The sequence below is a fragment of the Roseovarius salis genome, from assembly GCF_044472985.1.
Taxonomy (GTDB): domain Bacteria; phylum Pseudomonadota; class Alphaproteobacteria; order Rhodobacterales; family Rhodobacteraceae; genus Roseovarius; species Roseovarius salis.
On the sequence record NZ_JBISDG010000017.1, the window covers coordinates 1 to 21,474 of the forward strand.

The 21,474-nt window shown below is 65.5% G+C and carries 22 protein-coding genes, 4 tRNA genes and 1 pseudogene; 12 read left to right on the forward strand and 15 right to left on the reverse strand.

What is annotated here, in order from left to right:
• Nucleotides 1–107: 107 nt before the first annotated feature.
• Nucleotides 108–1,814: a peptide ABC transporter substrate-binding protein gene (locus tag ACH13J_RS08750; protein ID WP_397542951.1), complete on the reverse strand. Its 1,707-nt coding sequence runs from the start codon at nt 1,812–1,814 to the stop codon at nt 108–110.
• Nucleotides 1,815–2,023: 209 nt separating this feature from the next.
• Nucleotides 2,024–2,569 carry a translation initiation factor IF-3 gene (gene infC, locus ACH13J_RS08755; protein ID WP_397543037.1) on the reverse strand — a complete coding sequence of 182 codons (546 nt, stop codon included), beginning with the start codon at nt 2,567–2,569 and terminating at the stop codon, nt 2,024–2,026.
• 207 nt (nt 2,570–2,776) lie between these two features.
• Between infC and ACH13J_RS08760 the strand changes: the two genes are divergently transcribed.
• Nucleotides 2,777–3,715, forward strand: a complete 939-nt coding sequence (locus ACH13J_RS08760) for a hypothetical protein (protein ID WP_397542952.1) — start codon at nt 2,777–2,779, stop codon at nt 3,713–3,715.
• Between the two features lie 82 nt (nt 3,716–3,797).
• Here ACH13J_RS08760 and ACH13J_RS08765 read toward each other — a convergent pair whose 3' ends face one another.
• The 6 genes and pseudogenes from ACH13J_RS08765 to cobA form a co-directional block, all read right to left on the reverse strand.
• Nucleotides 3,798–4,643 carry a ferredoxin--NADP reductase gene (locus ACH13J_RS08765; RefSeq protein WP_397542953.1) on the reverse strand — a complete coding sequence of 282 codons (846 nt, stop codon included), beginning with the start codon at nt 4,641–4,643 and terminating at the stop codon, nt 3,798–3,800.
• Between the two features lie 70 nt (nt 4,644–4,713).
• Nucleotides 4,714–5,121: a DUF934 domain-containing protein gene (locus ACH13J_RS08770; protein WP_397542954.1), complete on the reverse strand. Its 408-nt coding sequence runs from the start codon at nt 5,119–5,121 to the stop codon at nt 4,714–4,716.
• Entirely contained in the window at nt 5,118–5,852 is a 735-nt protein-coding gene (locus ACH13J_RS08775; protein ID WP_397542955.1) for a phosphoadenylyl-sulfate reductase, read from the reverse strand. Before ACH13J_RS08775 ends, ACH13J_RS08770 begins: the two co-directional genes overlap by 4 nt.
• Nucleotides 5,839–7,506: a nitrite/sulfite reductase gene (locus ACH13J_RS08780; protein ID WP_397542956.1), complete on the reverse strand. Its 1,668-nt coding sequence runs from the start codon at nt 7,504–7,506 to the stop codon at nt 5,839–5,841. Before ACH13J_RS08780 ends, ACH13J_RS08775 begins: the two co-directional genes overlap by 14 nt.
• Entirely contained in the window at nt 7,499–7,807 is a 309-nt protein-coding gene (locus tag ACH13J_RS08785; RefSeq protein ID WP_397542957.1) for a DUF2849 domain-containing protein, read from the reverse strand. Before ACH13J_RS08785 ends, ACH13J_RS08780 begins: the two co-directional genes overlap by 8 nt.
• A 1-nt stretch (nt 7,808) precedes the next feature.
• Nucleotides 7,809–8,555: pseudogene (gene cobA / locus ACH13J_RS08790) on the reverse strand (uroporphyrinogen-III C-methyltransferase); the annotation flags it as partial.
• A gap of 197 nt (nt 8,556–8,752) precedes the next feature.
• Between cobA and ACH13J_RS08795 the strand changes: the two are divergent.
• Nucleotides 8,753–9,214 carry an Lrp/AsnC ligand binding domain-containing protein gene (locus ACH13J_RS08795; RefSeq protein WP_397542958.1) on the forward strand — a complete coding sequence of 154 codons (462 nt, stop codon included), beginning with the start codon at nt 8,753–8,755 and terminating at the stop codon, nt 9,212–9,214.
• A gap of 46 nt (nt 9,215–9,260) precedes the next feature.
• Here the strand turns inward: ACH13J_RS08795 and tpiA are convergent, their stop codons facing one another.
• The 4 genes from tpiA to rimK all read right to left on the reverse strand — a co-directional run bounded on the left by tpiA (nt 9,261) and on the right by rimK (nt 12,396).
• A complete protein-coding gene (gene tpiA, locus ACH13J_RS08800) occupies nt 9,261–10,013 on the reverse strand; it encodes a triose-phosphate isomerase (protein WP_397542959.1) in 753 nt (250 codons plus the stop codon).
• Nucleotides 10,014–10,068: 55 nt separating this feature from the next.
• Entirely contained in the window at nt 10,069–10,419 is a 351-nt protein-coding gene (locus ACH13J_RS08805; RefSeq protein ID WP_397542960.1) for an iron-sulfur cluster assembly accessory protein, read from the reverse strand.
• A 116-nt stretch (nt 10,420–10,535) separates the two neighbouring features.
• Nucleotides 10,536–10,898 carry an SUF system Fe-S cluster assembly protein gene (locus ACH13J_RS08810; protein WP_397542961.1) on the reverse strand — a complete coding sequence of 121 codons (363 nt, stop codon included), beginning with the start codon at nt 10,896–10,898 and terminating at the stop codon, nt 10,536–10,538.
• A gap of 73 nt (nt 10,899–10,971) precedes the next feature.
• Entirely contained in the window at nt 10,972–12,396 is a 1,425-nt protein-coding gene (gene rimK, locus ACH13J_RS08815; RefSeq protein WP_397542962.1) for a 30S ribosomal protein S6--L-glutamate ligase, read from the reverse strand.
• A gap of 135 nt (nt 12,397–12,531) precedes the next feature.
• Here rimK and tgt point away from each other — a divergent pair, with 135 nt between their 5' ends.
• Together tgt and lon are read left to right on the forward strand one after the other, a co-directional pair.
• Nucleotides 12,532–13,659 carry a tRNA guanosine(34) transglycosylase Tgt gene (gene tgt, locus ACH13J_RS08820; RefSeq protein WP_397542963.1) on the forward strand — a complete coding sequence of 376 codons (1,128 nt, stop codon included), beginning with the start codon at nt 12,532–12,534 and terminating at the stop codon, nt 13,657–13,659.
• A gap of 255 nt (nt 13,660–13,914) precedes the next feature.
• Nucleotides 13,915–16,332, forward strand: coding sequence for an endopeptidase La (gene lon, locus ACH13J_RS08825; RefSeq protein ID WP_397542964.1), 2,418 nt, complete (start codon nt 13,915–13,917; stop codon nt 16,330–16,332).
• Nucleotides 16,333–16,540: 208 nt separating this feature from the next.
• Here lon and ACH13J_RS08830 read toward each other — a convergent pair whose 3' ends face one another.
• Nucleotides 16,541–16,738: a hypothetical protein gene (locus ACH13J_RS08830; RefSeq protein WP_397542965.1), complete on the reverse strand. Its 198-nt coding sequence runs from the start codon at nt 16,736–16,738 to the stop codon at nt 16,541–16,543.
• A gap of 125 nt (nt 16,739–16,863) precedes the next feature.
• Here ACH13J_RS08830 and ACH13J_RS08835 point away from each other — a divergent pair, with 125 nt between their 5' ends.
• From ACH13J_RS08835 to ACH13J_RS08870, 8 genes are all read left to right on the forward strand, one after another.
• Nucleotides 16,864–17,343, forward strand: a complete 480-nt coding sequence (locus ACH13J_RS08835; protein ID WP_397542966.1) for an HU family DNA-binding protein — start codon at nt 16,864–16,866, stop codon at nt 17,341–17,343.
• Between the two features lie 19 nt (nt 17,344–17,362).
• Nucleotides 17,363–17,437, forward strand: a tRNA-Val gene (locus ACH13J_RS08840).
• A gap of 23 nt (nt 17,438–17,460) precedes the next feature.
• A complete protein-coding gene (locus ACH13J_RS08845) occupies nt 17,461–18,039 on the forward strand; it encodes a histidine phosphatase family protein (protein WP_397542967.1) in 579 nt (192 codons plus the stop codon).
• 123 nt (nt 18,040–18,162) lie between these two features.
• A tRNA-Val gene (locus ACH13J_RS08850) sits at nt 18,163–18,238 on the forward strand.
• A 118-nt stretch (nt 18,239–18,356) separates the two neighbouring features.
• On the forward strand, nt 18,357–18,551 hold the full coding sequence (locus ACH13J_RS08855) for a hypothetical protein (protein WP_397542968.1): 195 nt from the start codon (nt 18,357–18,359) through the stop codon (nt 18,549–18,551).
• A 122-nt stretch (nt 18,552–18,673) separates the two neighbouring features.
• Nucleotides 18,674–18,750: transfer RNA gene (locus ACH13J_RS08860), tRNA-Asp, on the forward strand.
• A 34-nt stretch (nt 18,751–18,784) separates the two neighbouring features.
• Nucleotides 18,785–18,861 (forward strand) — tRNA-Asp (locus ACH13J_RS08865).
• A gap of 23 nt (nt 18,862–18,884) precedes the next feature.
• Nucleotides 18,885–19,112 (forward strand): RND transporter, encoded by a 228-nt coding sequence (locus tag ACH13J_RS08870; RefSeq protein WP_397542969.1) that lies wholly within the window; start codon nt 18,885–18,887, stop codon nt 19,110–19,112.
• On the opposite strand, the gene ACH13J_RS08875 is transcribed toward ACH13J_RS08870, so the two are convergent.
• Together ACH13J_RS08875 and ACH13J_RS08880 are read right to left on the reverse strand one after the other, a co-directional pair.
• A complete protein-coding gene (locus ACH13J_RS08875; protein WP_397542970.1) occupies nt 19,093–19,959 on the reverse strand; it encodes an alpha/beta fold hydrolase in 867 nt (288 codons plus the stop codon). The two genes, ACH13J_RS08870 and ACH13J_RS08875, sit on opposite strands and share 20 nt — an antisense overlap.
• A 34-nt stretch (nt 19,960–19,993) precedes the next feature.
• On the reverse strand, nt 19,994–21,373 hold the full coding sequence (locus tag ACH13J_RS08880) for a dipeptidase (RefSeq protein WP_397542971.1): 1,380 nt from the start codon (nt 21,371–21,373) through the stop codon (nt 19,994–19,996).
• Nucleotides 21,374–21,474 lie beyond the last annotated feature (101 nt).

The following is a 21,474-nucleotide window of genomic DNA, read 5'->3' on the forward strand; positions in this document are numbered from 1 at the left end:
CCCCCCCCCCCCCCCCCCCCCCCCCCCCCCCCCCCCCCCCCCCCCCCCCCCCCCCCCCCCCCCCCCCCCCCCCCCCCCCCCCCCCCCCCCCCCCCCCCCATGGCCGTTCAGTCCATGTCCTTGCGGTACCAGTCGGCGATGTTCCACAACTCGCTGTCCCAGGTGTTGAGAACCACGCCGCCAAGGCTGTCGGCCTTGGCTGAAACGCGGCCACGGTCGACCAGCGGCAGCATGATGTAGTCCTGCATCAGCATGTCGTTCATCTCCTTGGCCAGTTCCGCGCGTTTCTCCAGCTCGCCGGTGCGCTGCATCTCCTCGACCAGCGCGTCGTACTCGGGGTTGCAGTAGCGCGGCATGTTGTTGCCCTGCCACTGGTTTTCCGGCGCGGGGATCTGGTTGCAATGCCAGTTCGACATGTACGCCTCGGGGTCGGTGCCGTCGAAGTTGTTGGCGTACATCTCGACATCGGCATAGAATTTCTGAAAGGTGTCGGGACTGCCCGGATCACCGCCGAAGAAGACGCTTGCGTCGATGTTGCGCAGCTCCGTCTCGACGCCGATCTCGCTCCACCATTGCTTGATGAGCGCCTGGAAATCCTGCCGGACGGCATTGGTCGAGGTCTGGTACCGGATGCTCAGCTCCACCCCGTCCTTGTCGCGCACGCCGTCGCCGTCGCTGTCGGTCCAGCCGGCCTGGTCCAGGAGCTTCCTCGCGCCCTCAATGTCCTGTGTCTTGCAGCTGTCATTCGCGGACGAGGCGTAGATGTCCGGTGCCGGCAGCACGTTGCAGGTCACGCGTCCCGCGTCGCCATAGCCGATCTCGACCAGCAGTTCGCGGTCGATGGCCATCGACAGGGCCTTTCGCACCGCCTCGTCGGTCAGGAAGGGATGCGGATGATCGCGCGTCGAGCGGCGCGCGCCGTGCTCGGCCGAAGGGTCGGTGAGGTTGATCATGATCCGCTCGACCAGCGTGCCGAAGCCCGAGATGACCTCGCCCTTGCCAGCCGATTCCATGTTGGCCAGCACGTCCGGGGCCAGTTGCAGGTTCCATGCGTAGTCGTATTCCCCCGTCTCCAGCACCGCACGACCCGCCGCGGTGGCATCGCCGCCGCCCTTGAAAAGAACCTTTGCAAAGGCGGGTTTGTCGGGCTCGCGGTAGTGGGGATTGGCCGAGAACTGGATCACGTCGTTGGGCCGGAAGTCGTCAACCACGAAGGGGCCGGTGCCCACGGGGTAGAAATTCGCCTCGGTGCATTCCGGGGCGCGTGGCCCGAGACAGTCCTCGAACTGCGCCTTTTGCAGGATCGGTGCCTGCGCACCGACGAACGCCGTGTAGGGGAACGGCTTGGGGCCGTCGAACCTGACCACCGCCGTCAGGGCGTCCGGGGTCTCGATCTCGGCGATTCCGCCGTATTTCTCGACCTGCGCGCAGCCGCCGCCCTCCGCGGTGCAGTATTCCCAGCTGAATTTCACATCCTCCGAGGTCACGGGCGATCCGTCGGACCAGGTGAGCCCCTCCCTGAGCTTCCACGTGATCGAGGTGAGATCCTCGGCAACCCCGCCGTTTTCGACGGTGGGAACCTCCCGTGCCAGCCACGGAACGATCGTGCCGGTCTCGTCATAGCGTGCCAGCGGCTCCAGCACGAGGCTCGCCGCCTCGAGATCCTTGGTCCCGCCGGAAAGATACGGGTTCATGATCGAGGGGGCCTGCCAGTAGATGATGTTCACCTGGCCATCGCTGGCCCGCTGCGCCATGGTACCGCTTGCCAGCGCCATGCCGGCCGCTCCGCCGAGTAGGATGGATCGGAAAGTCATTCGGGTCTCCCTTGCTGGACCGTCGATTGTCTCTCTTGCCCGGCCCGGAACGCCCGCCGCGGGGCCGGAAACGCCGCCGATACTGAAGCAACCAGAATGAAGATCAATAGCCGGGCTGCGGCCCGGGCGCTGCGCCTGTCGCCGAGCGGCAACGAAAAACCCCGTGCGCGGCGGCACGGGGTCGCGGTCCGTCGGACGGGCGGCCGGCGTTACTTGGTTGTCGGGGCGATGATCATGATCATCTGGCGACCTTCCATCTTGGGCATGTTCTCGACCTTGCCCAGGCCTTCGACGTCGCTCGCCACGCGCTGCAGCAGTTCACGGCCCAGCTCCTGGTGCGCCATCTCGCGCCCGCGGAACCGGAGCGTGACCTTCACCTTGTCGCCGTTCTCGAGAAACCGGGTCACGTTGCGCAGCTTCACGTCGTAGTCATGGGTGTCGGTGTTGGGGCGGAACTTGACCTCCTTGACCTCGATGACCTTCTGTTTCTTGCGCGCTTCGGATTCCCGTTTCTGTTGCTCGTACTTGTACTTGCCGTAGTCCATGATCTTGCAGACCGGCGGTTTCGCATTCGGCGAGATCTCCACGAGATCGAGCTCTGCCTCCTGGGCGAGTTCCATCGCCTTTTCAGGCGTGACGACCCCCACATTGTCGCCGTCCGCGCCAATCAGGCGGACTTCGGGGGCGCGGATCTTGTCATTGACGCGGGGTCCTGTGTCGCGCGTGGGAGGCGCGTTGTGCGGTCTGCGGGCTATGGCTGTATTCCTTTGGTCGTTGAACGTGAATGAAGCCGCAAGTTAGCGCCGCTTCCCCCCCGATTCAACCTGCAAAATCGGCGGCTGCGGGCCGACAGGAGGCGAAATTCCCCTTGTTCCTTCCCAACCCGCGGGCCATGTGCATTGTGATATTGTACACTGCCTTGCCCGGCACGCGGGCGGGCGCGAGTCTCAGGGGGAAGACCCATGCGAAACCTGCTTTGGATTGTCGTCGCGATCATTGTTCTGGTGGGCGGCTACATGCTGTTCACCGGCAAGACGTTCCAGGACATGGCCGATATGGCCGGCATGTCCGACAGCACCGTTGCCGAGGAGGCCGACGAGGCGGTTCAGGCCACGGCGGACGTGGTGGAAGAGACCGCCGAGGAAGCTGCCGAGGGGGCCGAGGAGGCAATGGAGACCGCCACCGGCGCGGCAGACGAGGCGGCCGATACGGTCGGGGAGACGGCCGACACGGCGGTTGACGAGGCCGCGGAGGCCGCTGACAGCGCGGCCGACGCTGCGATGCAAACCGTGGAAGAGACGGCCGAGACGGCAGGCGATGCCGCCGATACCATGGTGGATACCGCGGGCGACGCGGCGGAGGAGACCGCCGATACCGTCACCGGCACCGCCGAAGAGACGGTCGAGGCTGCCGAGGAGGCGGCGACCGAGGCGGTCGATGCGATGGATGGCGCGGTGGAGCCTGCAGAGGACACCACCGGCGACAGCGGCACGGGCGCCGGGGCCCCGACAGAGCCGGCCGTTGAGGATGACACCACCGCCGCCACGGCACCCGAGGAGGATACCGGGGCCGAGGCTGCCGCCGAAGAGGGCACGCAGCAGGACGACGTCCCGGCGGGGGACGCATCGGAAGAGCCGGCGATGGATGGCGACGCCGTCGAGGATGATGCCGCCGGTGCCGCCGATGATGCCGTGGAGCAGAATGCGGCTGACGAGCCGTCACCCCGCGAGCTCCTCACCGTCGAGGGGTTCGACCTGGAAAAGGTCAAGGCGCTGATTGCCGAGTCCGATCTGGACGACGTTCGCAAGGACAGCCTGACGGAATCGGTCACTCAGGCAGCCGACGAACCGGAATTGCTCCGCTCGGCGCTGCGGGCTGTCCGCGACGATCTGGGATACTGACCGCGCCTGCCGGGCGACTGACCGGGGGCTGGCATATGCCCCCGGGGTTCGGGTGGCCAGGCCGGGCACATTTCAGGGGCGCCTAGTCCAGGAACGCCTTTTCCACCACGTATTCCTTGGGGTCCGAGTTGGCGCCCTCGCGCAACCCGTATTCCTCCAGCATGTCCTTCAGTTCGAGGTTGAAGGCAAGGTTGCCGCACACCATCGCGCGATCCGTTTCCGGCGACAGCGGCGCGACGCCAAGATCGTCGAACACCTCGCCCGAGCGCATCAGGTCGGTGATACGTCCCATCTTGGGGCTCTCCTCGCGGGTCGTCGTGGGGTAGTAACGCAGCTTTTCGTGAAAGCCCTCGCCGATCAGTTCCTCCAGCATCTCGTCGCTGCGGATGCTCTCGATCAGGTCGCGCCCGTATTGCAATTCGCCCACCTCGCGGCAGGTATGGGTGACGATCACCTCATCGTAGTCCTCGTAGGTCTGCGGGTCGCGCAGGAGCGAGGCGAACGGCGCGATGCCGGTGCCGGTCGCAAAGAACCAGATCCGCTTGCCGGGCAGAAGCGCGTCGTGCACCAGCGTGCCGACGGGCTTGGGCCGCAGGATGATCTGGTCGCCCGGCTCGATATGCTGCAGACGCGACGTGAGCGGGCCGTCCTGCACCTTGATCGAGTAGAACTCCAGCTCGTCATCCCAGGACGGCGAGGCGATGGAATAGGCGCGCAGCAGCGGCTTTTCCTTGCCGGTCTTGGGGTCTTGCTGCATCAGCCCCAGCATCACGAATTCGCCGGAGCGGAAGCGCAGGCTCGCCGGCCGGGTCACGCGGAAGGAAAACAACCGGTCAGTGTAGTGTTTGACCTCGGTCACGGTCTGAGCATCTGGAAGAGTGGGCACTTTGACGGCCTTGGCTTCTGTCACGGGTACGCCTTCGTTCATAGTCTACTCCCGCCGGTCGAATAAACCGGCATATGCAAATAATCATTGATCCATGTCAGGTGAAGCGGGCTTATCCGCGCAGGCGCGCCTGATAGTCGCACGCTTTCCAATCCGAACGGAACAGCCACTGCTCCTCGGGCTGGCGCCGTGCCAGTTCGTCGGGGATCTCGACCTCGTCGAAGCCCGCGCGTCGGGCCATGGTGTACTGGTCGGAGATCACGTGCCCGGCGGCCCGCAGGCGCCCGGTGTATCCCATCAGCCGAAGCTGGCGCGCGATGGTAAACCCGCGCCCGTCGGCGAAAGAGGGAAAGTCCACCCGGATCATGCCTAGGCTGTCCAGCCGGCCCGCCAGCGTCGATGGATCGGTGTCGCAGGGCAGGTCCAACGCGGTCGCCCCCGCGTCCGCTGCCCCGTGCGTGGCGAAAGTGCCGCTCCAATCGTCGTGGCCAAAGCCGGTGTCTGTCACGATCACGCTCATGCGTCCACTCCTTTGCGTATCGTCCTGCCCTCTGAGAAATGGATGCCGCATTCCTCTTTTTCCGTTCCACGCCAGCGTCCTGCGCGGATATCTTCGCCCCTTTGAACTGGCGAGGTGCAAGGGATGCAGCCGATCGAGGGATAACCATGCGCCACGAGCGGATGCCGCGGCAGGCGGTTTTCCTCCATGTAGGTGCGCACATCCTCCTGCCGCCAATGTGCCAGCGGGTTTACCTTGATGCGGCCGGTGCCCGTTTCCACCTCGAAGAAGCCGAGCGCCGCGCGTGCGCCGCCCTGGAACCGCTTGCGCCCGGTGATCCAGCCGTCGAACCCCGCCAACGCGTGTTGCAGCGGCGCGGTCTTGCGCAGGGCACAGCAGGCGTCGGTGTCGCGCCGGTGCAGCATCCCGTCGGGATCGCGGGCGCGCAGATCGGCGGGATCGGCGCGGATCACCCGGACATCACGCAGCCCGAGTCGTTCACTCACCTCCTGCTGGTAGACAAGCGTTTCGGCAAAGAGCAACTCGGTATCGAGGAAGATTACAGGCGTGTCGGGCCGCGTGAGCGAAAGCATGTGCAGCAGGACAACCGATTCCGCCCCGAAGCTGGAAACCAGTGCCAGCTTTCCCGTCCGTGGATCTGCGAACGCGCCTGCCAGCACGGAGACGGCCGAGTGATGACGGTAGCGCGCGTTGAGCGCCCGGACCGTCGCTGTCAGGTCACTGCGCGGCATAGGCTTGCGCCCTTTCGTACAAGGCGGACTTGAACGGTTCCATGCCGACCCGCCGGTAGGTTTGCAGGAATGTTTCGCCCGGCCCCTCGCGCAAATCCAGGTATGCATGCACGATCCGTTCCACCGCGGGCACGATTTCGCCGGCCGAGAAGCCGGGGCCGGTGCGCTGACCGATCGCGGCGGTTTCGGTCCCGTCACCGCCAAGCGTGATCTGGTAGTTCTCCACCCCCGCGCGGTCGAGCCCGAGAATGCCGATATGGCCCACGTGGTGATGGCCGCAGGCGTTGATGCAGCCCGATATCTTGATCTTCATCTCGCCGATGTCGTGCTCCAGCTTGAGCTCCTCGAAGCGCGTCGCGATCTGCTGGGCCACGGGAATCGAGCGGGCGGTGGCCAGCGCGCAGTAGTCCATTCCCGGACAGGCAATGATGTCGGAGATCAGGCCGATATTCGCCGTGGCCAGCCCGTGCTGTTTCAGCTCGGCATGCAGGGCAGGCAGGTCCGACTTGTGCACGTGCGGCAGGATCACGTTCTGCTCGTGGCTGATGCGCAGCTCGTCATGACCGAAACGCTCGGCCAGATCGGCCATCACCCGCATCTGCCGGGCCGAGGCATCGCCGGGTGTCGCCCCGTGCGCCTTGAGGCTGATCTGGACGATCGCGTGGCCCGGCGCGCGATGTGGCGCGAGGTTGGTGTCGGCCCATGCGCGGAAAACAGGGTCGTTGCGGTAGGCCGTATCGAACGGCGCCGTGTTGCGTGTCCGGAAAGCCGGCGGCGCAAAGGCGGCCCGGATATCTTTCAGAAGTGCCTGGTCGACCCCGGTGAAGGTGGGTCGGATGACGCTGAACCTCTCGTCCACGAGCGATCGAATCTCTTCGATTCCATGCTCATGCACGGTGATCTTGATGCGGGACTTGAATTTGTTGTCACGCCTGCCCAGCAGGTTCCACACGCTGACGACCGCCTCGATATAGGGCAACAGGTCCGCCTGGGGGACGAAATCGTTGAGAACCTTGCCGATCATCGGCGTGCGGCCGAGGCCACCGCCCACCATTACGCGATAACCGGTTTCGCCGCCGCGTTCCACGATTTGCAGGCCGATGTCATGCGCCTTGATCACCGCGCGGTCCTGCGGGCTGCCCGTGACCGCGATCTTGAACTTGCGGGGCAGGAACTGGAACTCGGGGTGGTCCGTGGACCACTGGCGAATGAGCTCGGCCACCGGCCGCGGGTCGGCCACCTCGTCGGCGGAGGCGCCGGCGAAATGGTCGGCGGTCACGTTGCGGATCGTGTTGCCGGAGGTCTGGATGGCATGCATCTCGACCTCTGCCAGCGCGTCGAGGATGTCGGGCACATCGCGCAGTTTCGGCCAGTTGAACTGGATGTTCTGGCGCGTGGTGAAGTGGCCGTAACCCTTGTCCCACCGCTCGGCCACATGCGCCAATTGGCGCATCTTGCGGCTGTCGAGCGTGCCGTAGGGGATGGCCACGCGCAGCATGTAGGCGTGCAGTTGAAGGTAGAGTCCGTTCATCAGGCGCAGAGGCTTGAATTCCTCCTCGGTCAGGTGTCCGGCGATGCGCCGTTCCACCTGCCGGCGGAACTGGCGGTTGCGCTCGGCCACGAAGGCCGCGTCGAACTCGTTGTATCTATACATTTTCACGCTCCGCCTGCTTGCCGTGGAAGTAGTTGGACGGGCCGGTGTCGCGGAATGCCTCGCGGAAATGCGTGGGCTCGGGCCCGTCGGGGCCATCGGCAGCATCGGCGAGGTAGGCGCCGACCACCGTTCCGCCCTGCGCTTGTGCGAATAACAAACGCTCCTGCGCGACCGCCTCGTCCGTAACGAGTTCGGCAGCCCGCATGTCGCGTGTCCAGCTGTCATCGGCCGACAGGTAGACAACGTCGCCATCTATCAGGGCATTGGCCGTGACGACCTTGGGGGTGAATGCCTTGGGCATGTCAGGCAAGCTCCTGTTCGGTTGTGGAAGACAAGGCACGCGCCAATCGTGGCGCCAACCCGTAGAAGGTCAGCGCCGGCCCCGTGATCCCGGCGGCCGAGAGATCCTGCGCAAGCCCGCCCAGGGTGGTTGCGACGACGCGCTCATCGGGCCGCGAGGCGTTCTCGATGATCGTCACGGGCGTGGCAGGGTCGGCGCCGTGCATCAGCAGGCGCCCCTGGATGAAGCGGGCAGATTTCTTGCCCATGTAGATGGCGGCCACCTCTCCGGGCCGCGCGAGCGCGCCCCAGTCCTGGTCGGCAAACCCCTGCATGTCGTGGCCCGTGAGAAACCTGACGGCCGAGTTGCGCCGGCGCTGCGTCAGGCTCTGCCCGATCGCGGCCGCGCTGGCCGAGGCGGCGGTGATGCCGGGGACGATATGCCACGGCACGCCGGCGGACTCGACCGCCGCCAGCTCTTCGTCGAGGCGCCCGAACACCGCCGGATCGCCGCCCTTCAGGCGGACCACCTGCGCCCCGCGCCCGGCATGTTCGACGATCAGCCTGTTTATGTCCTCCTGCCGGGCGGAGGGGCCGAACCCCTGCTTGCCAACGTCGATCATCCCCGCACCATGACGGGCGAGATCGAGGACGGCCCGCGCCACGAGCCGATCGTGGATGACCACGTCGGCGGCCTGCAGCGCGTGCCACGCCTTCATTGTCAGCAGTTCGGGATCGCCCGGCCCGGCGCCGACGAAAGTGACGTATCCGGGGCCGGGATAACCTGCCGGCGGATGGTTGGGGGGAAGCGTGTCGAACATGTCGCGGACCCTCGCAAGCGGTTTGACTTCACCCGCAATATAGGAAAATGTCCCGATCCAAGGCCATATGGCGGCGGAAATAAGAACTATCGTTCTGGATGTCAGGTGAGCTGACCGGAACGTTCCATGCAGAGGGAAATTCACGAATGGCTGTTCGCCTCGACGATCTCGACCGGAAAATCCTCATGGAGCTGCAGCGCGATGGCGGCCAGTCCCTCGACGAGATCGCCCGCGCCGTGGGCAGCTCCAAGACCCCGGTGTGGAACCGGATTCGCAAGATGCGGGAAGGCGACGTGATACGCCAGCAGACCTTCCTGCTGGACGCCGAGGCGCTGGGGTTCGAGGCGTGCTTCTTCGTGCTGATCCGCACGTCTGAACACGACGCCGAGTGGCAGGCGCGGTTCCTCAAGGCGCTGCAGGACCGCCCCGAGGTGCAGGAGGCGCATCGGCTGGCGGGGGACATCGACTATATCCTCAAGGTGGTCGTGCCGAATGCCCGCGCCTATGACAGCTTCTACCAGGCGCTGATTTCAGAGGTGAAGGTGCACAACGTCACCGCGCTGCTGTCGATGGAAGAGATAAAGTCGACGACGATGTTGCCCTTGTGAGGGCGGGCCCGGGTGGTCTCGACAACAATACGTGGCAGGGCGTTGCTTAAGCTGCGCCTTCCAGTGCCTTGATGATGGGCGAGAAATCGGCCGCCTTCAGGCTGGCGCCACCGACGAGCGCGCCGTCGACATTGCTTGCCGCAAAGATTTCCGCCGCGTTGCCGGGTTTGACCGATCCGCCGTAGAGGAGGCGGATGGCCGCCGCCGCGTCGGGGCCGAAGCGCGCGGCGAGCCGGCCGCGGATGAAGTCGTGCACCTCTTCGATCTGCGCGGTCGTCGGCACCTTGCCGGTTCCGATGGCCCAGACGGGCTCGTAGGCGATGACCGTGGTCTCGGGCCGTGCGTCATCCGGCACCGAACTGTCGAGCTGTGCACCGATGATGTCGAGCGTCTCGCCGCGTTCTCGCTGGCTTTCCGACTCCCCCAGGCAGATCACCGCGACAAGCCCGGCCTGGTGTGCCGCGCGTGCCTTGCGGCACACCAGCGCGCTCGTCTCTTGATGATCCTCGCGCCGCTCCGAATGACCCAGGATGACCGCCTGCGCCCCGGCGTCGGCGATCATGCCGGCCGAAACGTCGCCCGTGTGGGCGCCATCCGCTTCGGGGTGGCAGTCCTGCGCGCCGATGCGGATGGGGGTTTCGACCGCCCGCTCGGCCGCTTCGGCCAGCAGTGTCGCAGGCGGGCAAATCAGGATATCCGCCACCGATGAATCGTGCGCCGCCGCGACAGCATCGATCTCGGCCAGCGCGGCCCGGTTTCCGTTCATTTTCCAGTTGCCCGCGGCCAGCTTGCGTTTCATCCCTCACCCTTTCCTTTGCCCGGTGCCTAGAGCGTCAGGGCGCGGGGTGCAATGCTCACATGCCTTCGAACTTGATCGATTCGCCGCACCCGCAGGACTCGGTCACGTTGGGGTTGTTGAACACGAAACCGGATTCGAGCAGCGAGGTCTGGTAGTCGATCTCGGTACCGAAAAGGAACATCTGTGCCATCGGCGCGATCATGACGCGCGCGCCGTCCTGTTCGACCACCTCGTCGTTCGGATCGACCTCCTCGACGTAGTCCATGGTATATTCCATGCCCGCGCAGCCGCCCTTCTTGACGCCGATGCGCAGTCCCTTGGTGCCGTCCCTGCTCATCAGTTTCGCGATCTGCGTGGCAGCCGCGTGCGTCATGGTCAGCGCCTGCTTTCCGGGTATTCCGAACATGATTCACCTCTCTGCGTCCCCGTCAAACCTAGGGCGCCCGGCGCGCGATCTCAACCGTCCTGCAGCCCGGGGCGCAAGCGCGGGATGCCGCCGGCGCACGGGCCCCGGCGTCCGTGTCACATGAAGCCGAGCTCCAGCCGGGCCTCGTCGCTCATCATGTCCATGCCCCAGGGCGGGTCCCACGTCATTTCCACGTCGACCTGCTTCACCCCGGGGATCGGCTCGATCGCTTCGGCCACCCAGCCGGGCATTTCGCCCGCCACCGGACAGCCCGGCGCCGTCAGGGTCATGATGACCTGAACGGCGTTCTCGGAATCGATCTTGATCGTGTAGATCAGGCCCAGATCGTAGATGTTGACCGGGATCTCCGGGTCGTAGACGGACCGGCAGGCCTCCACGATCTGGTCGTATAGCGGGTGCTCGGTGCTCGAAGGGGCGATCAGCGGTGTGCCTTCAAGGGGTTCTGGGCTCTGCGTCATCTGGGGCTCGCCTATGTTATTCCGACCAAAGATATAGGATTTCCGCGGCAGAGCGTCCAGAGGGTGCTGCCACTCAGCTTTTCGCGCGTGCGGCGCTGACGCCCTGCTTGCGGCGCTTGATGGGGACGGGGCGCACGCGGGTCTCGATCTGGTCGTACAGTCGTCCGACGATGTTCTTGCCGGTGGATTTCTCTATCCCCTCGAAGCCCGGCGACGAATTCACCTCCAGCACCTTGGGCCCGGATTCCGATCGCAGCAGGTCGACCCCGGCAAGGTTGAGATCGAAGGCGCGCGCGGCGCGCACCGCCGTGTCACGCTCTTCCTTGGTGATCCGTATCGATCTGGCCGAGCCGCCGCGGTGCAGGTTGGAGCGGAAATCGCCCTCGGCGCCGGTGCGTTTCATCGAGGCCACGACCTTGCCGCCGATCACGAGGCAGCGAATGTCCTCGCCCGCGGCTTCCTTGACGAAATCCTGCACGAGGAAATTGGCCTTGAGCCCGCGGAAGGCGTCGATCACCGACTCGGCCGCCTTTTTCGTCTCGGCAAGCACCACGCCTTTTCCCTGCGTCGATTCCAGCAGCTTGACGATCAGCGGGGCCGTGCCCACGAGGCTGATGATGTTGCCGGTGTCGCGGGGCGAGCTGGCAAAGGCGGTGTTGGGCATGCCGATCCGGGCGCGGGCCATGATCTGGTGGGCGTAGAGCTTGTCCCGGCTGGTCGAAATGCCCGCCGAGCCGTTCACACAATAGGTGCCTATGGTTTCGAATTGCCGCACGATGGCCGCGCCGTAGGAGGTGATCGAGGCGCCGACCCGCGGGATGACCGCGTCGAAACGCGGCAGGCGCTTGCCGTCGTAATGCACCTCGGGGGCCAGCGCGTTGATCGCCATGTAACACCGGCTGGTGTCGATGACCTCGACGGTGTGGCCGCGCTTTTCGCCCTCCTCGACCAGCCGGCGGGTGGAGTAGTTGTTCTCGCGCGACAGCACGCAGATGCGCAGCGCGCGGTTGGGCTGGGCCTCGCGCATGCGCGAGGTGTGGTAGACGTCGTAGCTCAGCTCGGGCTGCAGGAACCGGTCGGTCGCCACGATCGTGATATGATCCTTCAGGGCCTGGCGCCCCAGCAGCATGCGCGACGTCATGGTGGAACGGTTGGTGAGGGTCAGTTCGATGGGCCAGCTCTGCCCGTTGACCGCCAGCGTCGTTTCGATGACGAACCGCATCTCCTTCTCGCCGTTGGACGACGCAATCTCCCGCCGGTCGAGGATCGGGGCGGAGCAGGGGATAACAAGGTCGTCGCGCCCGGGGATGGGGTGGACGGTAAAGCGCACCTTGGGTTTCGCCTGCGTGCCGAAGGTCTCGATGTCAAAGGCGTGCAGCGCGGATGTCCGCGCGCCGGTATCGACCTTGGCGCGCAGGGCCGGCACTCCGAGATCGGGCAGGGATATCCATTCCTCCCAACCGAAATTCAGTGTCTCGGGTGCCTCGGTTTCGGCCATGCGCGGTTCCTCTGGGTTGTCGGTCGGCCGGTGCGGGAGGCCGGCACATCCTGCTGTCAAGCGATGACAGCATGGATGGACACCGGAAACAAGGACGACTTGGCAAGCCCGGGATTCGGGTGCATTGGAGCGGGCATGAAGAACTTTTCCTTTGCACTCCACGCCACCGACGGCCGTGCGCGCACCGGGGTCATCTCGACGCCGCGCGGCGAGATCCGCACCCCGGCCTTCATGCCCGTGGGCACTGCCGGCACGGTCAAGGCCATGTTGCCCGAGAACGTGCGCGAAACCGGCGCGGACATCGTCCTTGGCAACACCTATCACCTGATGCTGCGGCCCGGGGCGGAACGGGTGGCGCGGCTTGGCGGGCTGCACCGTTTCATGAACTGGGACCGGCCCATCCTGACGGACTCGGGCGGGTTTCAGGTCATGAGCCTGGCTGGGCTGCGCAAGCTGACGGAGGACGGTGTCGCGTTCAAGTCCCATATCGACGGCTCGCGCCACATGCTGACCCCCGAAAGATCAATGGAGATCCAGGCGCTTCTGGGGTCCGATATCGTGATGTGCTTCGACGAATGCCCCGCCCTGCCGGCATCCGAGAAGCAGGTGGCCGAGAGCATGCGCCTGTCGATGCGGTGGGCGAAGCGGTCAAGGGACGCCTTCGGCAGCCGCCCGGGCCACGCGCTGTTCGGTATCCAGCAGGGCGGCGTTACCCGCGCGCTGCGCGAGGAAAGTGCCGGGATGCTCCGCGAAATCGGCTTTGACGGCTACGCCGTCGGCGGGCTCGCCGTCGGCGAGGGGCAGGAGGCGATGTTCGACGTGCTCGATTACGCGCCGGAAATGCTGCCGCGCGATCGCCCGCGCTACCTGATGGGGGTGGGCAAGCCCGACGACATCGTGGGCGCCGTGAAGCGGGGCATCGACATGATGGATTGCGTGCTGCCCACGCGGTCGGGGCGCACCGGACAGGTTTTCACCCGCCGCGGGCAACTCAACATCAAGAATGCCCGGCACGCCGAGGACCCGCGCCCGCTGGACGATCAATGCGATTGCCCCGCCTGTCGTGCGTATAGCCGCGCCTACCTGCATCATGTTTTTCGCAGCCACGAGATCATCAGCGCGATGCTGCTGACATGGCACAACCTGCATTATTTCCAGCAGGTCATGGCGGGGATGCGGGCGGCCATCGCGGCAGGATGCTTTGCCGAGTGGGAAGCGGAGTTTCACGCGGCCCGGGCCGAGGGTGATATCGACCCGCTCTGACGCGCAACGAACGCCATGGTCAAACCCCGCAGGCGGGGGCGGCGACGTCGTCGCGCAGGCATCGCACGGCGCGTGCAGGGCTGGTGCGGAGGCCGGATTCGGCGCTTGCCCCCGGCTGTGCGGAAGGGCATTGTTGCCCAGATCGGTTGAAAGCGGGGCATATCCGCCCCAGATTAACCCTCTGGAAACGGAGACGGACAAGGCTGCCGGTTTAGCGGGGCCTGTGCCGTTTTGCCAAGAGAACAGGACACGAGCATGCAAGACTCACTCAACCAATCCTACCCAGTGCTGCCGCTGCGCGACATCGTGGTTTTCCCCCACATGATCGTGCCGCTTTTCGTCGGGCGCGATAAATCGGTCCGCGCACTGGAAGAGGTGATGCAGGACGACAAGCAGATCCTGCTGTCGAGCCAGATCGACCCGAGCGAGGACGACCCGGCGACGGACGGGATCTATCGCACGGGCGTGCTGGCCAATGTTCTGCAGCTGCTGAAACTGCCGGATGGCACGGTCAAGGTGCTCGTCGAGGGCATCGCGCGGGTGCGGATCACGGAATACCTGGATAACGACGATTTCTTCGAGGCGCGGGCCGAGTATCTCAGCGAGATGCCGGGTGACGCCGCCACGATCGAGGCGCTGCTGCGCACCGTGTCGGACGAGTTCGCGCGCTACGCCAAGGTCAAGAAGAACATCCCCGAAGAAGCGCTTTCGGCCGTGGCCGAGGCCGACGAGGCCGCCAAGCTGGCCGATCTCGTGGCCGGGCATCTCGGTGTCGAGGTGGGGCAGAAACAGGACCTGCTTGAGACGCTGTCGGTCAGCGAGCGGCTGGAAAAGGTCTACGGCCTGATGCAGGGCGAGATGAGCGTCCTGCAGGTCGAGAAAAAGATCAAGACGCGCGTCAAGTCCCAGATGGAGCGCACGCAGCGCGAATATTACCTGAATGAGCAGATGAAGGCCATTCAGAAGGAGCTGGGCGACGGCGAGGACGGCGAAGGCGAGATCGCCGAGCTGGAGAGCCGCATCGAGGAAACCAAGCTGTCCAAGGAGGCACGCGAGAAGGCGGAGGCCGAGCTCAAGAAGCTCAAGAACATGAGCCCGATGAGCGCCGAGGCGACCGTGGTGCGCAACTACCTCGACTGGATGCTCAGCATCCCGTGGGGCAAGAAGAGCCGCGTCAAGAAGGATCTCGGCCGCGCCCAGAAAGTGCTGGATGACGACCATTACGGCCTTGAGAAGGTCAAGGAGCGCATCGTCGAGTACCTTGCCGTGCAACAGCGCAGCAAGAAGCTCAAGGGCCCGATCCTGTGCCTTGTCGGCCCGCCGGGCGTGGGCAAGACCAGCCTTGGTGAATCCGTGGCGCACGCCACCGGGCGGGAGTTCATCCGCATCAGCCTGGGCGGGGTGCGTGACGAATCCGAGATCCGCGGTCACCGGCGGACCTATATCGGGTCGATGCCGGGCAAGATCATCCAGGCGCTGAAAAAGGCCAAGACGACGAACCCGCTCATCCTGCTCGACGAGATCGACAAGATGGGGCAGGATTTCCGTGGTGACCCGGCCAGCGCCATGCTGGAAGTGCTCGATCCCGAACAGAATGCGACCTTCGTGGACCATTACCTCGAGGTCGAGTACGATCTCAGCAACGTGATGTTCCTGACGACGGCGAACAGCTACGCCATGCCCGATCCGCTCAGGGACCGGATGGAGATCATCCCGCTTGCAGGGTACACCGAGGATGAAAAGCGCGAGATCGCCAAGCAGCACCTGCTGCCCAAGCAGATCAAGAACCACGGGCTGAAGTCGGGCGAGTTCGAGCTGACCGACGAGGCGCTGACCGAGGTCATCCGCACCTACACCCGCGAGGCGGGCGTTCGGAATCTTGAACGCGAACTGGCCAAGATCGCGCGAAAGGCCGTGACCCAACTGGTCAAGGGTGAGGCCGAGACCATCACCGTGACGCCGGAGAACCTGCAGGATTTCCTTGGCGTCAAGAAGTACAAGTACGGTCTCGCAGAGGAGCAGGACCAGGTCGGCGTTGTGACCGGACTGGCCTATACATCGGTTGGCGGCGAGCTTCTGAACATCGAGGCGCTACGCCTGCCGGGCAAGGGTCGGATGAAGACCACCGGCACGCTGGGTGATGTCATGAAGGAATCGATCGACGCGGCGTCCAGCTACGTGCGTTCGATCGCGCCCGAGATCGGCATCAAGCCCCCGCGGCTCGACAGTTGGGACATCCACGTTCACGTGCCGGAGGGGGCGACGCCCAAGGACGGCCCCTCGGCCGGGGTGGCGATGGTCACCTCCATCGTGTCGGTGCTCACCAAGATCCCGGTCAAGAAGAACATCGCCATGACCGGGGAGGTGACGCTGCGTGGCAACGTCCTGCCGATCGGCGGGTTGAAGGAAAAACTGCTGGCGGCACTGCGCGGCGGGGTCGACACGGTCCTGATCCCCGAGGAGAACGAGAAGGATCTTATCGAGATACCCGACAACGTGAAGGAAGGGCTCGAGATCATCCCCGTCTCACACGTGCGCGACGTGCTCGATCACGCGCTGGTGCGCCAGCCCGAGCCGATCGAATGGGACGAGGCCGCCGAAGAAGCAGCCGCCGCCGAGGCCGAGGCGGCGCGACGCACCGAGGCGAATGCCGCCGGCACGGTCACGCACTGACCCTCCGCCCCCAAGGCGGGCTGAAATCGCAAAGGGCGCTCCCGGACGGGGGCGCCCTTTTCAATGCGAGACGGGCAGGGGGCCTTTCAGGCCGTGCAACGCCACCCGGTGAGAGGGCCACCGCCCGACACCGGTGACCGCAAGCAGCATGCGGCCCCAAGCCCCCTGTGTGCGACGAACCCGCGTGCGCCGAAATCGCCCTGCCGGATCAGAATGCGCCGGCGGCCCCAAGGATGATGGCGATCAGCGCAACCGCCGCGATCAGGCCCTCGACGTTGGACGAGCTTTCGACGGCATCCGCAACCACGACCTCGGGTGCCACGACGGGGTCCGAAAGCGTACCCGCATAGGCAGCACCGGTGACAAGGATTGCGGCAAAGGTGACGGCGATGAGAGTCTTGTTCACGATTGTCCCCCAAACAATAACTGGAAACAGTTAAAGAGGCTCACCAACCTACGTCAACTCGGTGCTGGCCAACGAGGGTGCGAAGCTTTAGTCTTTTGCGCAAAGTGAAACAATTGGGGCACACCATGGCAGTGAGAAAATCCGCAAAGGCCAAATCCTCGCCCGCGGCGCCTGCGAAACCCGCGCCGGGCAGCGCCAAACCCTCAGCCAGCCGCACGCCCGCCTCGCCCCGTACGGTTCAGGCGAAGGCCCCCACCCCCGAGCCGGACGTCGTGCCGGGAACGGAGCCTGACACGGCCGCGCCGGAGTTCAGGAAGAAGGAGCTGATCGACAGCGTGCTGGCGCGGACGGGCGTGAAGAAGAAGTACGCCAAACCCGTCATAGAGGCGATGATCGACGTTCTGGGCGATGCCATCGGCGAGGGGCGAGAGGTGAATCTTCAACCCATGGGCAAGATCAAGCCTCAACGCACGAAGGACGGCCAGAACGCGCGCATCGTGATGGCCAAGATCCGCCAGAACAAGCAATCCGCAGCCGCGCCCGAAGAGTCGGATGGCACGGCCGCGCAAGAAGTGAAAGAGGCGGTTGCAGACGGCGCGGAGTGACGCTAAATACCGCATCGGCGGGTGATTAGCTCAGTGGTAGAGCGCTTCGTTCACATCGAAGATGTCAGAAGTTCGAATCTTCTATCACCCACCATCTCTCAACCACGAGGCACCGGGATGGGTCTGAGCGCGCCCGAGCTGTGGATCCTGCGGCACGGCGAAACCGCCTGGAACGTGGAGGGCAGGCTGCAGGGGCATCTGGACAGCCCGCTTACCGAGAACGGTTACGCACAGGCACGCACGCAGCGCGAGATCCTGCGCCGGGGCCTTCCGCGCGGCGTCACGGTGGTGTCGAGCCCGTCGGAGCGGGCTTTGGAAACCGCCCGGATCGTGGCCGAGCCTCTCGGCCTGTCAGTGGCCTGCGACGAGGCATTGCGCGAAGTCCGTGTCGGCCAATGGCAGGGGCGGCGAATCGACGAGATCGCCGCGGAGCTGCCGCGCGGCGCGACGGACGATCCGCATCTTTGGAAATTCGGCGCGCCGGGGGGCGAACGCATCGACGAGATGGTCGCGCGGCTCACCGGCCTGGTGGCACGGCTTGACGGGCCCACGGTGCTCGTGACCCACGGGGTGACCTCGCGGGTGCTGCGATGCCTGCTGCTGGGCCGCCCGCCAACGGAGCTGTCGACCTTGCCGGGCGGGCAGGGGATCGTGCACCATGTCAAAGGCGGGGTGGCGCGCGTGGTCGGAGCCTGACCGGTCACGGCATCGGCAGGTGGTTGGGCAACCCGCCCGGCAAGAGGGCGCTGCACCGGCGTCTGCCATTCGTGACCATGTCTCTTGCACCTGCCGACGGCTCTTTGTAATACGCGCGGCACGGGGTCGTTAGCTCAGCTGGTAGAGCGCTTCGTTTACACCGAAGATGTCGGGAGTTCGAATCTCTCACGACCCACCATTCCGCCCGACAATGCGAACGGACGCGGCGGGCGCCGCGCCGCAGCTCTTGACTTGGCGATGGCGGATGCGGATCATCGCTAGGCTTCTGGATATGTTCGACCACAGCGGAGCGCCGGATGGGCCGGGACGAAAGCAATGACGCACCACGCCGTGCCGAACGGTCGGTTACGACCGTTCACCGCTTTCCCCAGCAGGCGGACGCACCGCTCTTGCGGCCGGGCGAGCGTGTCCTGCTGGAACGTTGGCACCGCGGCTGCGACGACCCGCGGGACAGGGCCGCCCTCGGGCGGCTCATCCGCTCCCTTCACTAGCGGCACGGCACGATCGGGGCGGCGTCCGGAAAGCGTCACTTTCCGTGTTTTGCACGCTTGACGGGGCCGGGCCACGCGCATAAGAAGCGCCTCACGCTTGGGGTCATCCGGGCGGGCAGCGAGCGGTTGTAGCTCAGTTGGTTAGAGTGCCGGCCTGTCACGCCGGAGGTCGCGGGTTCGAGCCCCGTCAACCGCGCCATCCCTGCCCTGAACCGGAACTGGTCACCAATCGTGCGGTTGTAGCTCAGTTGGTTAGAGTGCCGGCCTGTCACGCCGGAGGTCGCGGGTTCGAGCCCCGTCAACCGCGCCATTCCTTCCACTTCGGAGGCGCCGATGGCCCGACTGCTGGACAGCCTGCCCGTCTGGGCCGTGCTGGCGGCGTGCGCAACGCTTGGCCTGGCGCCGTTCACCCCCGAGCCCCATGTGTGGGAAAAGCTGAGGATGCTCGCCGCGGGCGAGCTGCGGGCCGCTGTCGACTGGTTCGATCTTGCTCTTCACGGGGCGCCCTGGCTTTTGCTTGCGGCAAAGGGCCTGCGGTGGTTCAGCCGAAAAAGCCCCTGAGGGCGGCGGTGGTCTCCTCGGGACCGGTATCGGGAAAGAAGTGCCCCCCGGGGATCGCCCGCGTTTCGACCGATACGCATTTCGCCGCCCAGACGGCGTTCATGTCATACGCCTTGGCCATTGCGCCACTGGCGCCGTAAAGCACGAGCGTCGGGCAGGTAACGCGGCGGTCCAGATCATCCGCGTCGTGCCGGAAGTCGTGGTCGAGCGTGGCGCGATAGTCGTTGCACATGCCGCGAATCGTCTCCGGGTCGCGCCACGCCGTGCGGTAGACCGCCAGCTGATCGGCGTTGAAATCATCAAGCTTTGCGCCGCCCCAACCCAGCAGACAGGACTCGTAGAAGCTGTCCGGGTCGTGGCCGATCATCGTCTCCGGAAAAGGTTCGGGCTGCGCGAGAAAGAACCAGTGATAATACGCCCGCGCCACGTCGCGGCGCAGAGGTTCCAGCAGGGTGTGTGTGGGCACGATATCCATCACGCACAATCGCGCCACCCGCCCGGGCGAATCCAGCGCCAGCCGGTGTGCAACGCGCCCGCCACGGTCGTGGCCGGCCACGGCAAAGCGTTCGTGGCCGAGCAGGTCCATCAGCGCGAGCTGGTCGCCGGCCATTTCACGGAAGCTGTAGGCCGGGATGCCGTGGGGCTTGTCGCTGGCGCCGTATCCGCGCAGGTCTGGGCAGATGACGCGGTGCGTTGCCGCGAGCGCGGAGGCGATCGGCGTCCACATGGCGCGTGTCTGCGGAAACCCGTGCAACAACAGCAGCGGCGGGCCATCGCCGCTCTCGGACCACGCGATGTTCAGACCGTTCAGGGTGGCGGTGCGTTCCGTGAAGCCGGGGATGGTCACGCCCGATATCCCTGCGGATGGGGGGACTCTGCCATCACCCTGCCGCCAGCCGGTGCAGGACGCGCGCCCAGCTCCGGATGCCCTTGTGAAAGCTCTCCACGTTGTATTTCTCGTTCGGGCTGTGGATCGCGTCATCCTCCTGCGCGAACCCGATCAGCATGGAGTCGAGCCCGAGGATGTCCTTGAAATGGCGCGTCACGGGGATCGACCCGCCCATGCCCGAGAATACCGCCTCGCGGTTCCACTCCTCGCTGAGCGCGGCGCGCGCGGTCTCGAACTCGGGGCGCGCGGTGTTCATCACCGAAGCCGGGGAGCCGTCGAGATCCTGGTTCCACGTGACCCGCGCGTCGACGGGCAGGCGGCGCTCCACGTGGTCCCGGATCTTTTGCCGCAGGCGGTCAGGGTCCATCTCGCCGACCAGTCGGCAGGTCAGTTTGCAATGCGCCTCGGCAGGGATCACGGTTTTCGTGCCTGCGCCCATGTAACCGCCCCATAGCCCGTTGATCTCCAGCGTGGGGCGGGCCCATTGCTGGACCAGCGCGGAGTAGCCATCTTCCCCGTGCGCACGCGTCAGGCCGACCGATTTGAGGTAGGTGTCCTCGTCGAAGCCGCAGTTTTCCCACTGCCGCAACAGCTCGTCCGGAACCTCCTCGACCCCGTCATAGAAACCCTCGACCGCCACGCGGCCATTTTCGTCATGGAACGACGCGATGATGCGCGCGATTTCCTTGAGCGGGTTCAGCGCGGGGCCGCCGTAATGGCCCGAGTGCAGGTCTATCGATGGTCCGTGCAGGGTGAACTCGTCCTTGAGCATCCCCCGCAGCTGTGACGCGATGGACGGCACCCCCGGCGCGACCATCGCGGTGTCGCAGACAAGGGCAAGATCGGCCGAGAGTTCGGACGCGTTCTGCTCGAGGAACGGAATCAGAGAGGGCGACCCAGACTCCTCCTCGCCCTCGAAGAAGAAGGTCAGCCGGCACGGCATCCTTCCATGCTCTGCCTTGTAGGCCCGGCATGCCTCGACGAAGGTCATCAGCTGCCCCTTGTCGTCCGAGGCGCCGCGCCCGCGGATCACGCGGCCTTGTTCCGTCTGCTGGATCTCGGGGGCGAAAGGATCGGTGTTCCACAACTCCAGCGGATCGACAGGCTGCACGTCGTAATGCCCGTAGAACAGCAGGTGCGGCCCGTCGCCGTCGACGTGGCCCACGACCATCGGATGCCCCTTGGTCTGCCGCTTTTCGGCCTGCACGCCGATGTCTTGCAGATCGGCCACCAACCAGTCCGCCGCCTCGTCGCACGCCTGGGCATAGGCCGGGTCCGTGGAAATGGAGGGGATCCGCAGGAACGCCATCAGGCGGTCGAGCGCGGCGGGCAGCTGGTCGTCGATACGCGTCAGAACGGCGTCGATGGGCATGAAGGACTCCGGGCAAGATGTTGAACAGGGCGGACCGTATCAGCCTGCGCGCGGCTGTCCAGATGCTTGACCTAGGTCAATGTGGCTTGCCGTGGCAATTT

Excerpts from the sequence above, each read along its gene's own strand:
- ACH13J_RS08760 (WP_397542952.1), top strand. The coding sequence starts at position 2,777 with ATGCGAAACCTGCTTTGGATTGTCGTCGCGATCATTGTTCTGGTGGGC.
- ACH13J_RS08810 (WP_397542961.1), bottom strand. The coding sequence starts at position 10,898 with ATGACGCAGAGCCCAGAACCCCTTGAAGGCACACCGCTGATCGCCCCT.
- ACH13J_RS08770 (WP_397542954.1), bottom strand. The coding sequence starts at position 5,121 with ATGAGCGTGATCGTGACAGACACCGGCTTTGGCCACGACGATTGGAGC.
- ACH13J_RS08780 (WP_397542956.1), bottom strand. The coding sequence starts at position 7,506 with ATGTATAGATACAACGAGTTCGACGCGGCCTTCGTGGCCGAGCGCAAC.
- tpiA (WP_397542959.1), bottom strand. The coding sequence starts at position 10,013 with ATGAAACGCAAGCTGGCCGCGGGCAACTGGAAAATGAACGGAAACCGG.
- ACH13J_RS08845 (WP_397542967.1), top strand. The coding sequence starts at position 17,461 with ATGGGTCTGAGCGCGCCCGAGCTGTGGATCCTGCGGCACGGCGAAACC.
- ACH13J_RS08805 (WP_397542960.1), bottom strand. The coding sequence starts at position 10,419 with ATGTTCGGAATACCCGGAAAGCAGGCGCTGACCATGACGCACGCGGCT.
- lon (WP_397542964.1), top strand. The coding sequence starts at position 13,915 with ATGCAAGACTCACTCAACCAATCCTACCCAGTGCTGCCGCTGCGCGAC.
- ACH13J_RS08870 (WP_397542969.1), top strand. The coding sequence starts at position 18,885 with ATGGCCCGACTGCTGGACAGCCTGCCCGTCTGGGCCGTGCTGGCGGCG.
- ACH13J_RS08835 (WP_397542966.1), top strand. The coding sequence starts at position 16,864 with ATGGCAGTGAGAAAATCCGCAAAGGCCAAATCCTCGCCCGCGGCGCCT.
- tgt (WP_397542963.1), top strand. The coding sequence starts at position 12,532 with ATGAAGAACTTTTCCTTTGCACTCCACGCCACCGACGGCCGTGCGCGC.
- ACH13J_RS08750 (WP_397542951.1), bottom strand. The coding sequence starts at position 1,814 with ATGACTTTCCGATCCATCCTACTCGGCGGAGCGGCCGGCATGGCGCTG.
- ACH13J_RS08765 (WP_397542953.1), bottom strand. The coding sequence starts at position 4,643 with ATGAACGAAGGCGTACCCGTGACAGAAGCCAAGGCCGTCAAAGTGCCC.
- ACH13J_RS08855 (WP_397542968.1), top strand. The coding sequence starts at position 18,357 with ATGGGCCGGGACGAAAGCAATGACGCACCACGCCGTGCCGAACGGTCG.
- rimK (WP_397542962.1), bottom strand. The coding sequence starts at position 12,396 with ATGGCCGAAACCGAGGCACCCGAGACACTGAATTTCGGTTGGGAGGAA.
- ACH13J_RS08880 (WP_397542971.1), bottom strand. The coding sequence starts at position 21,373 with ATGCCCATCGACGCCGTTCTGACGCGTATCGACGACCAGCTGCCCGCC.
- ACH13J_RS08775 (WP_397542955.1), bottom strand. The coding sequence starts at position 5,852 with ATGCCGCGCAGTGACCTGACAGCGACGGTCCGGGCGCTCAACGCGCGC.
- ACH13J_RS08795 (WP_397542958.1), top strand. The coding sequence starts at position 8,753 with ATGGCTGTTCGCCTCGACGATCTCGACCGGAAAATCCTCATGGAGCTG.
- ACH13J_RS08785 (WP_397542957.1), bottom strand. The coding sequence starts at position 7,807 with ATGCCCAAGGCATTCACCCCCAAGGTCGTCACGGCCAATGCCCTGATA.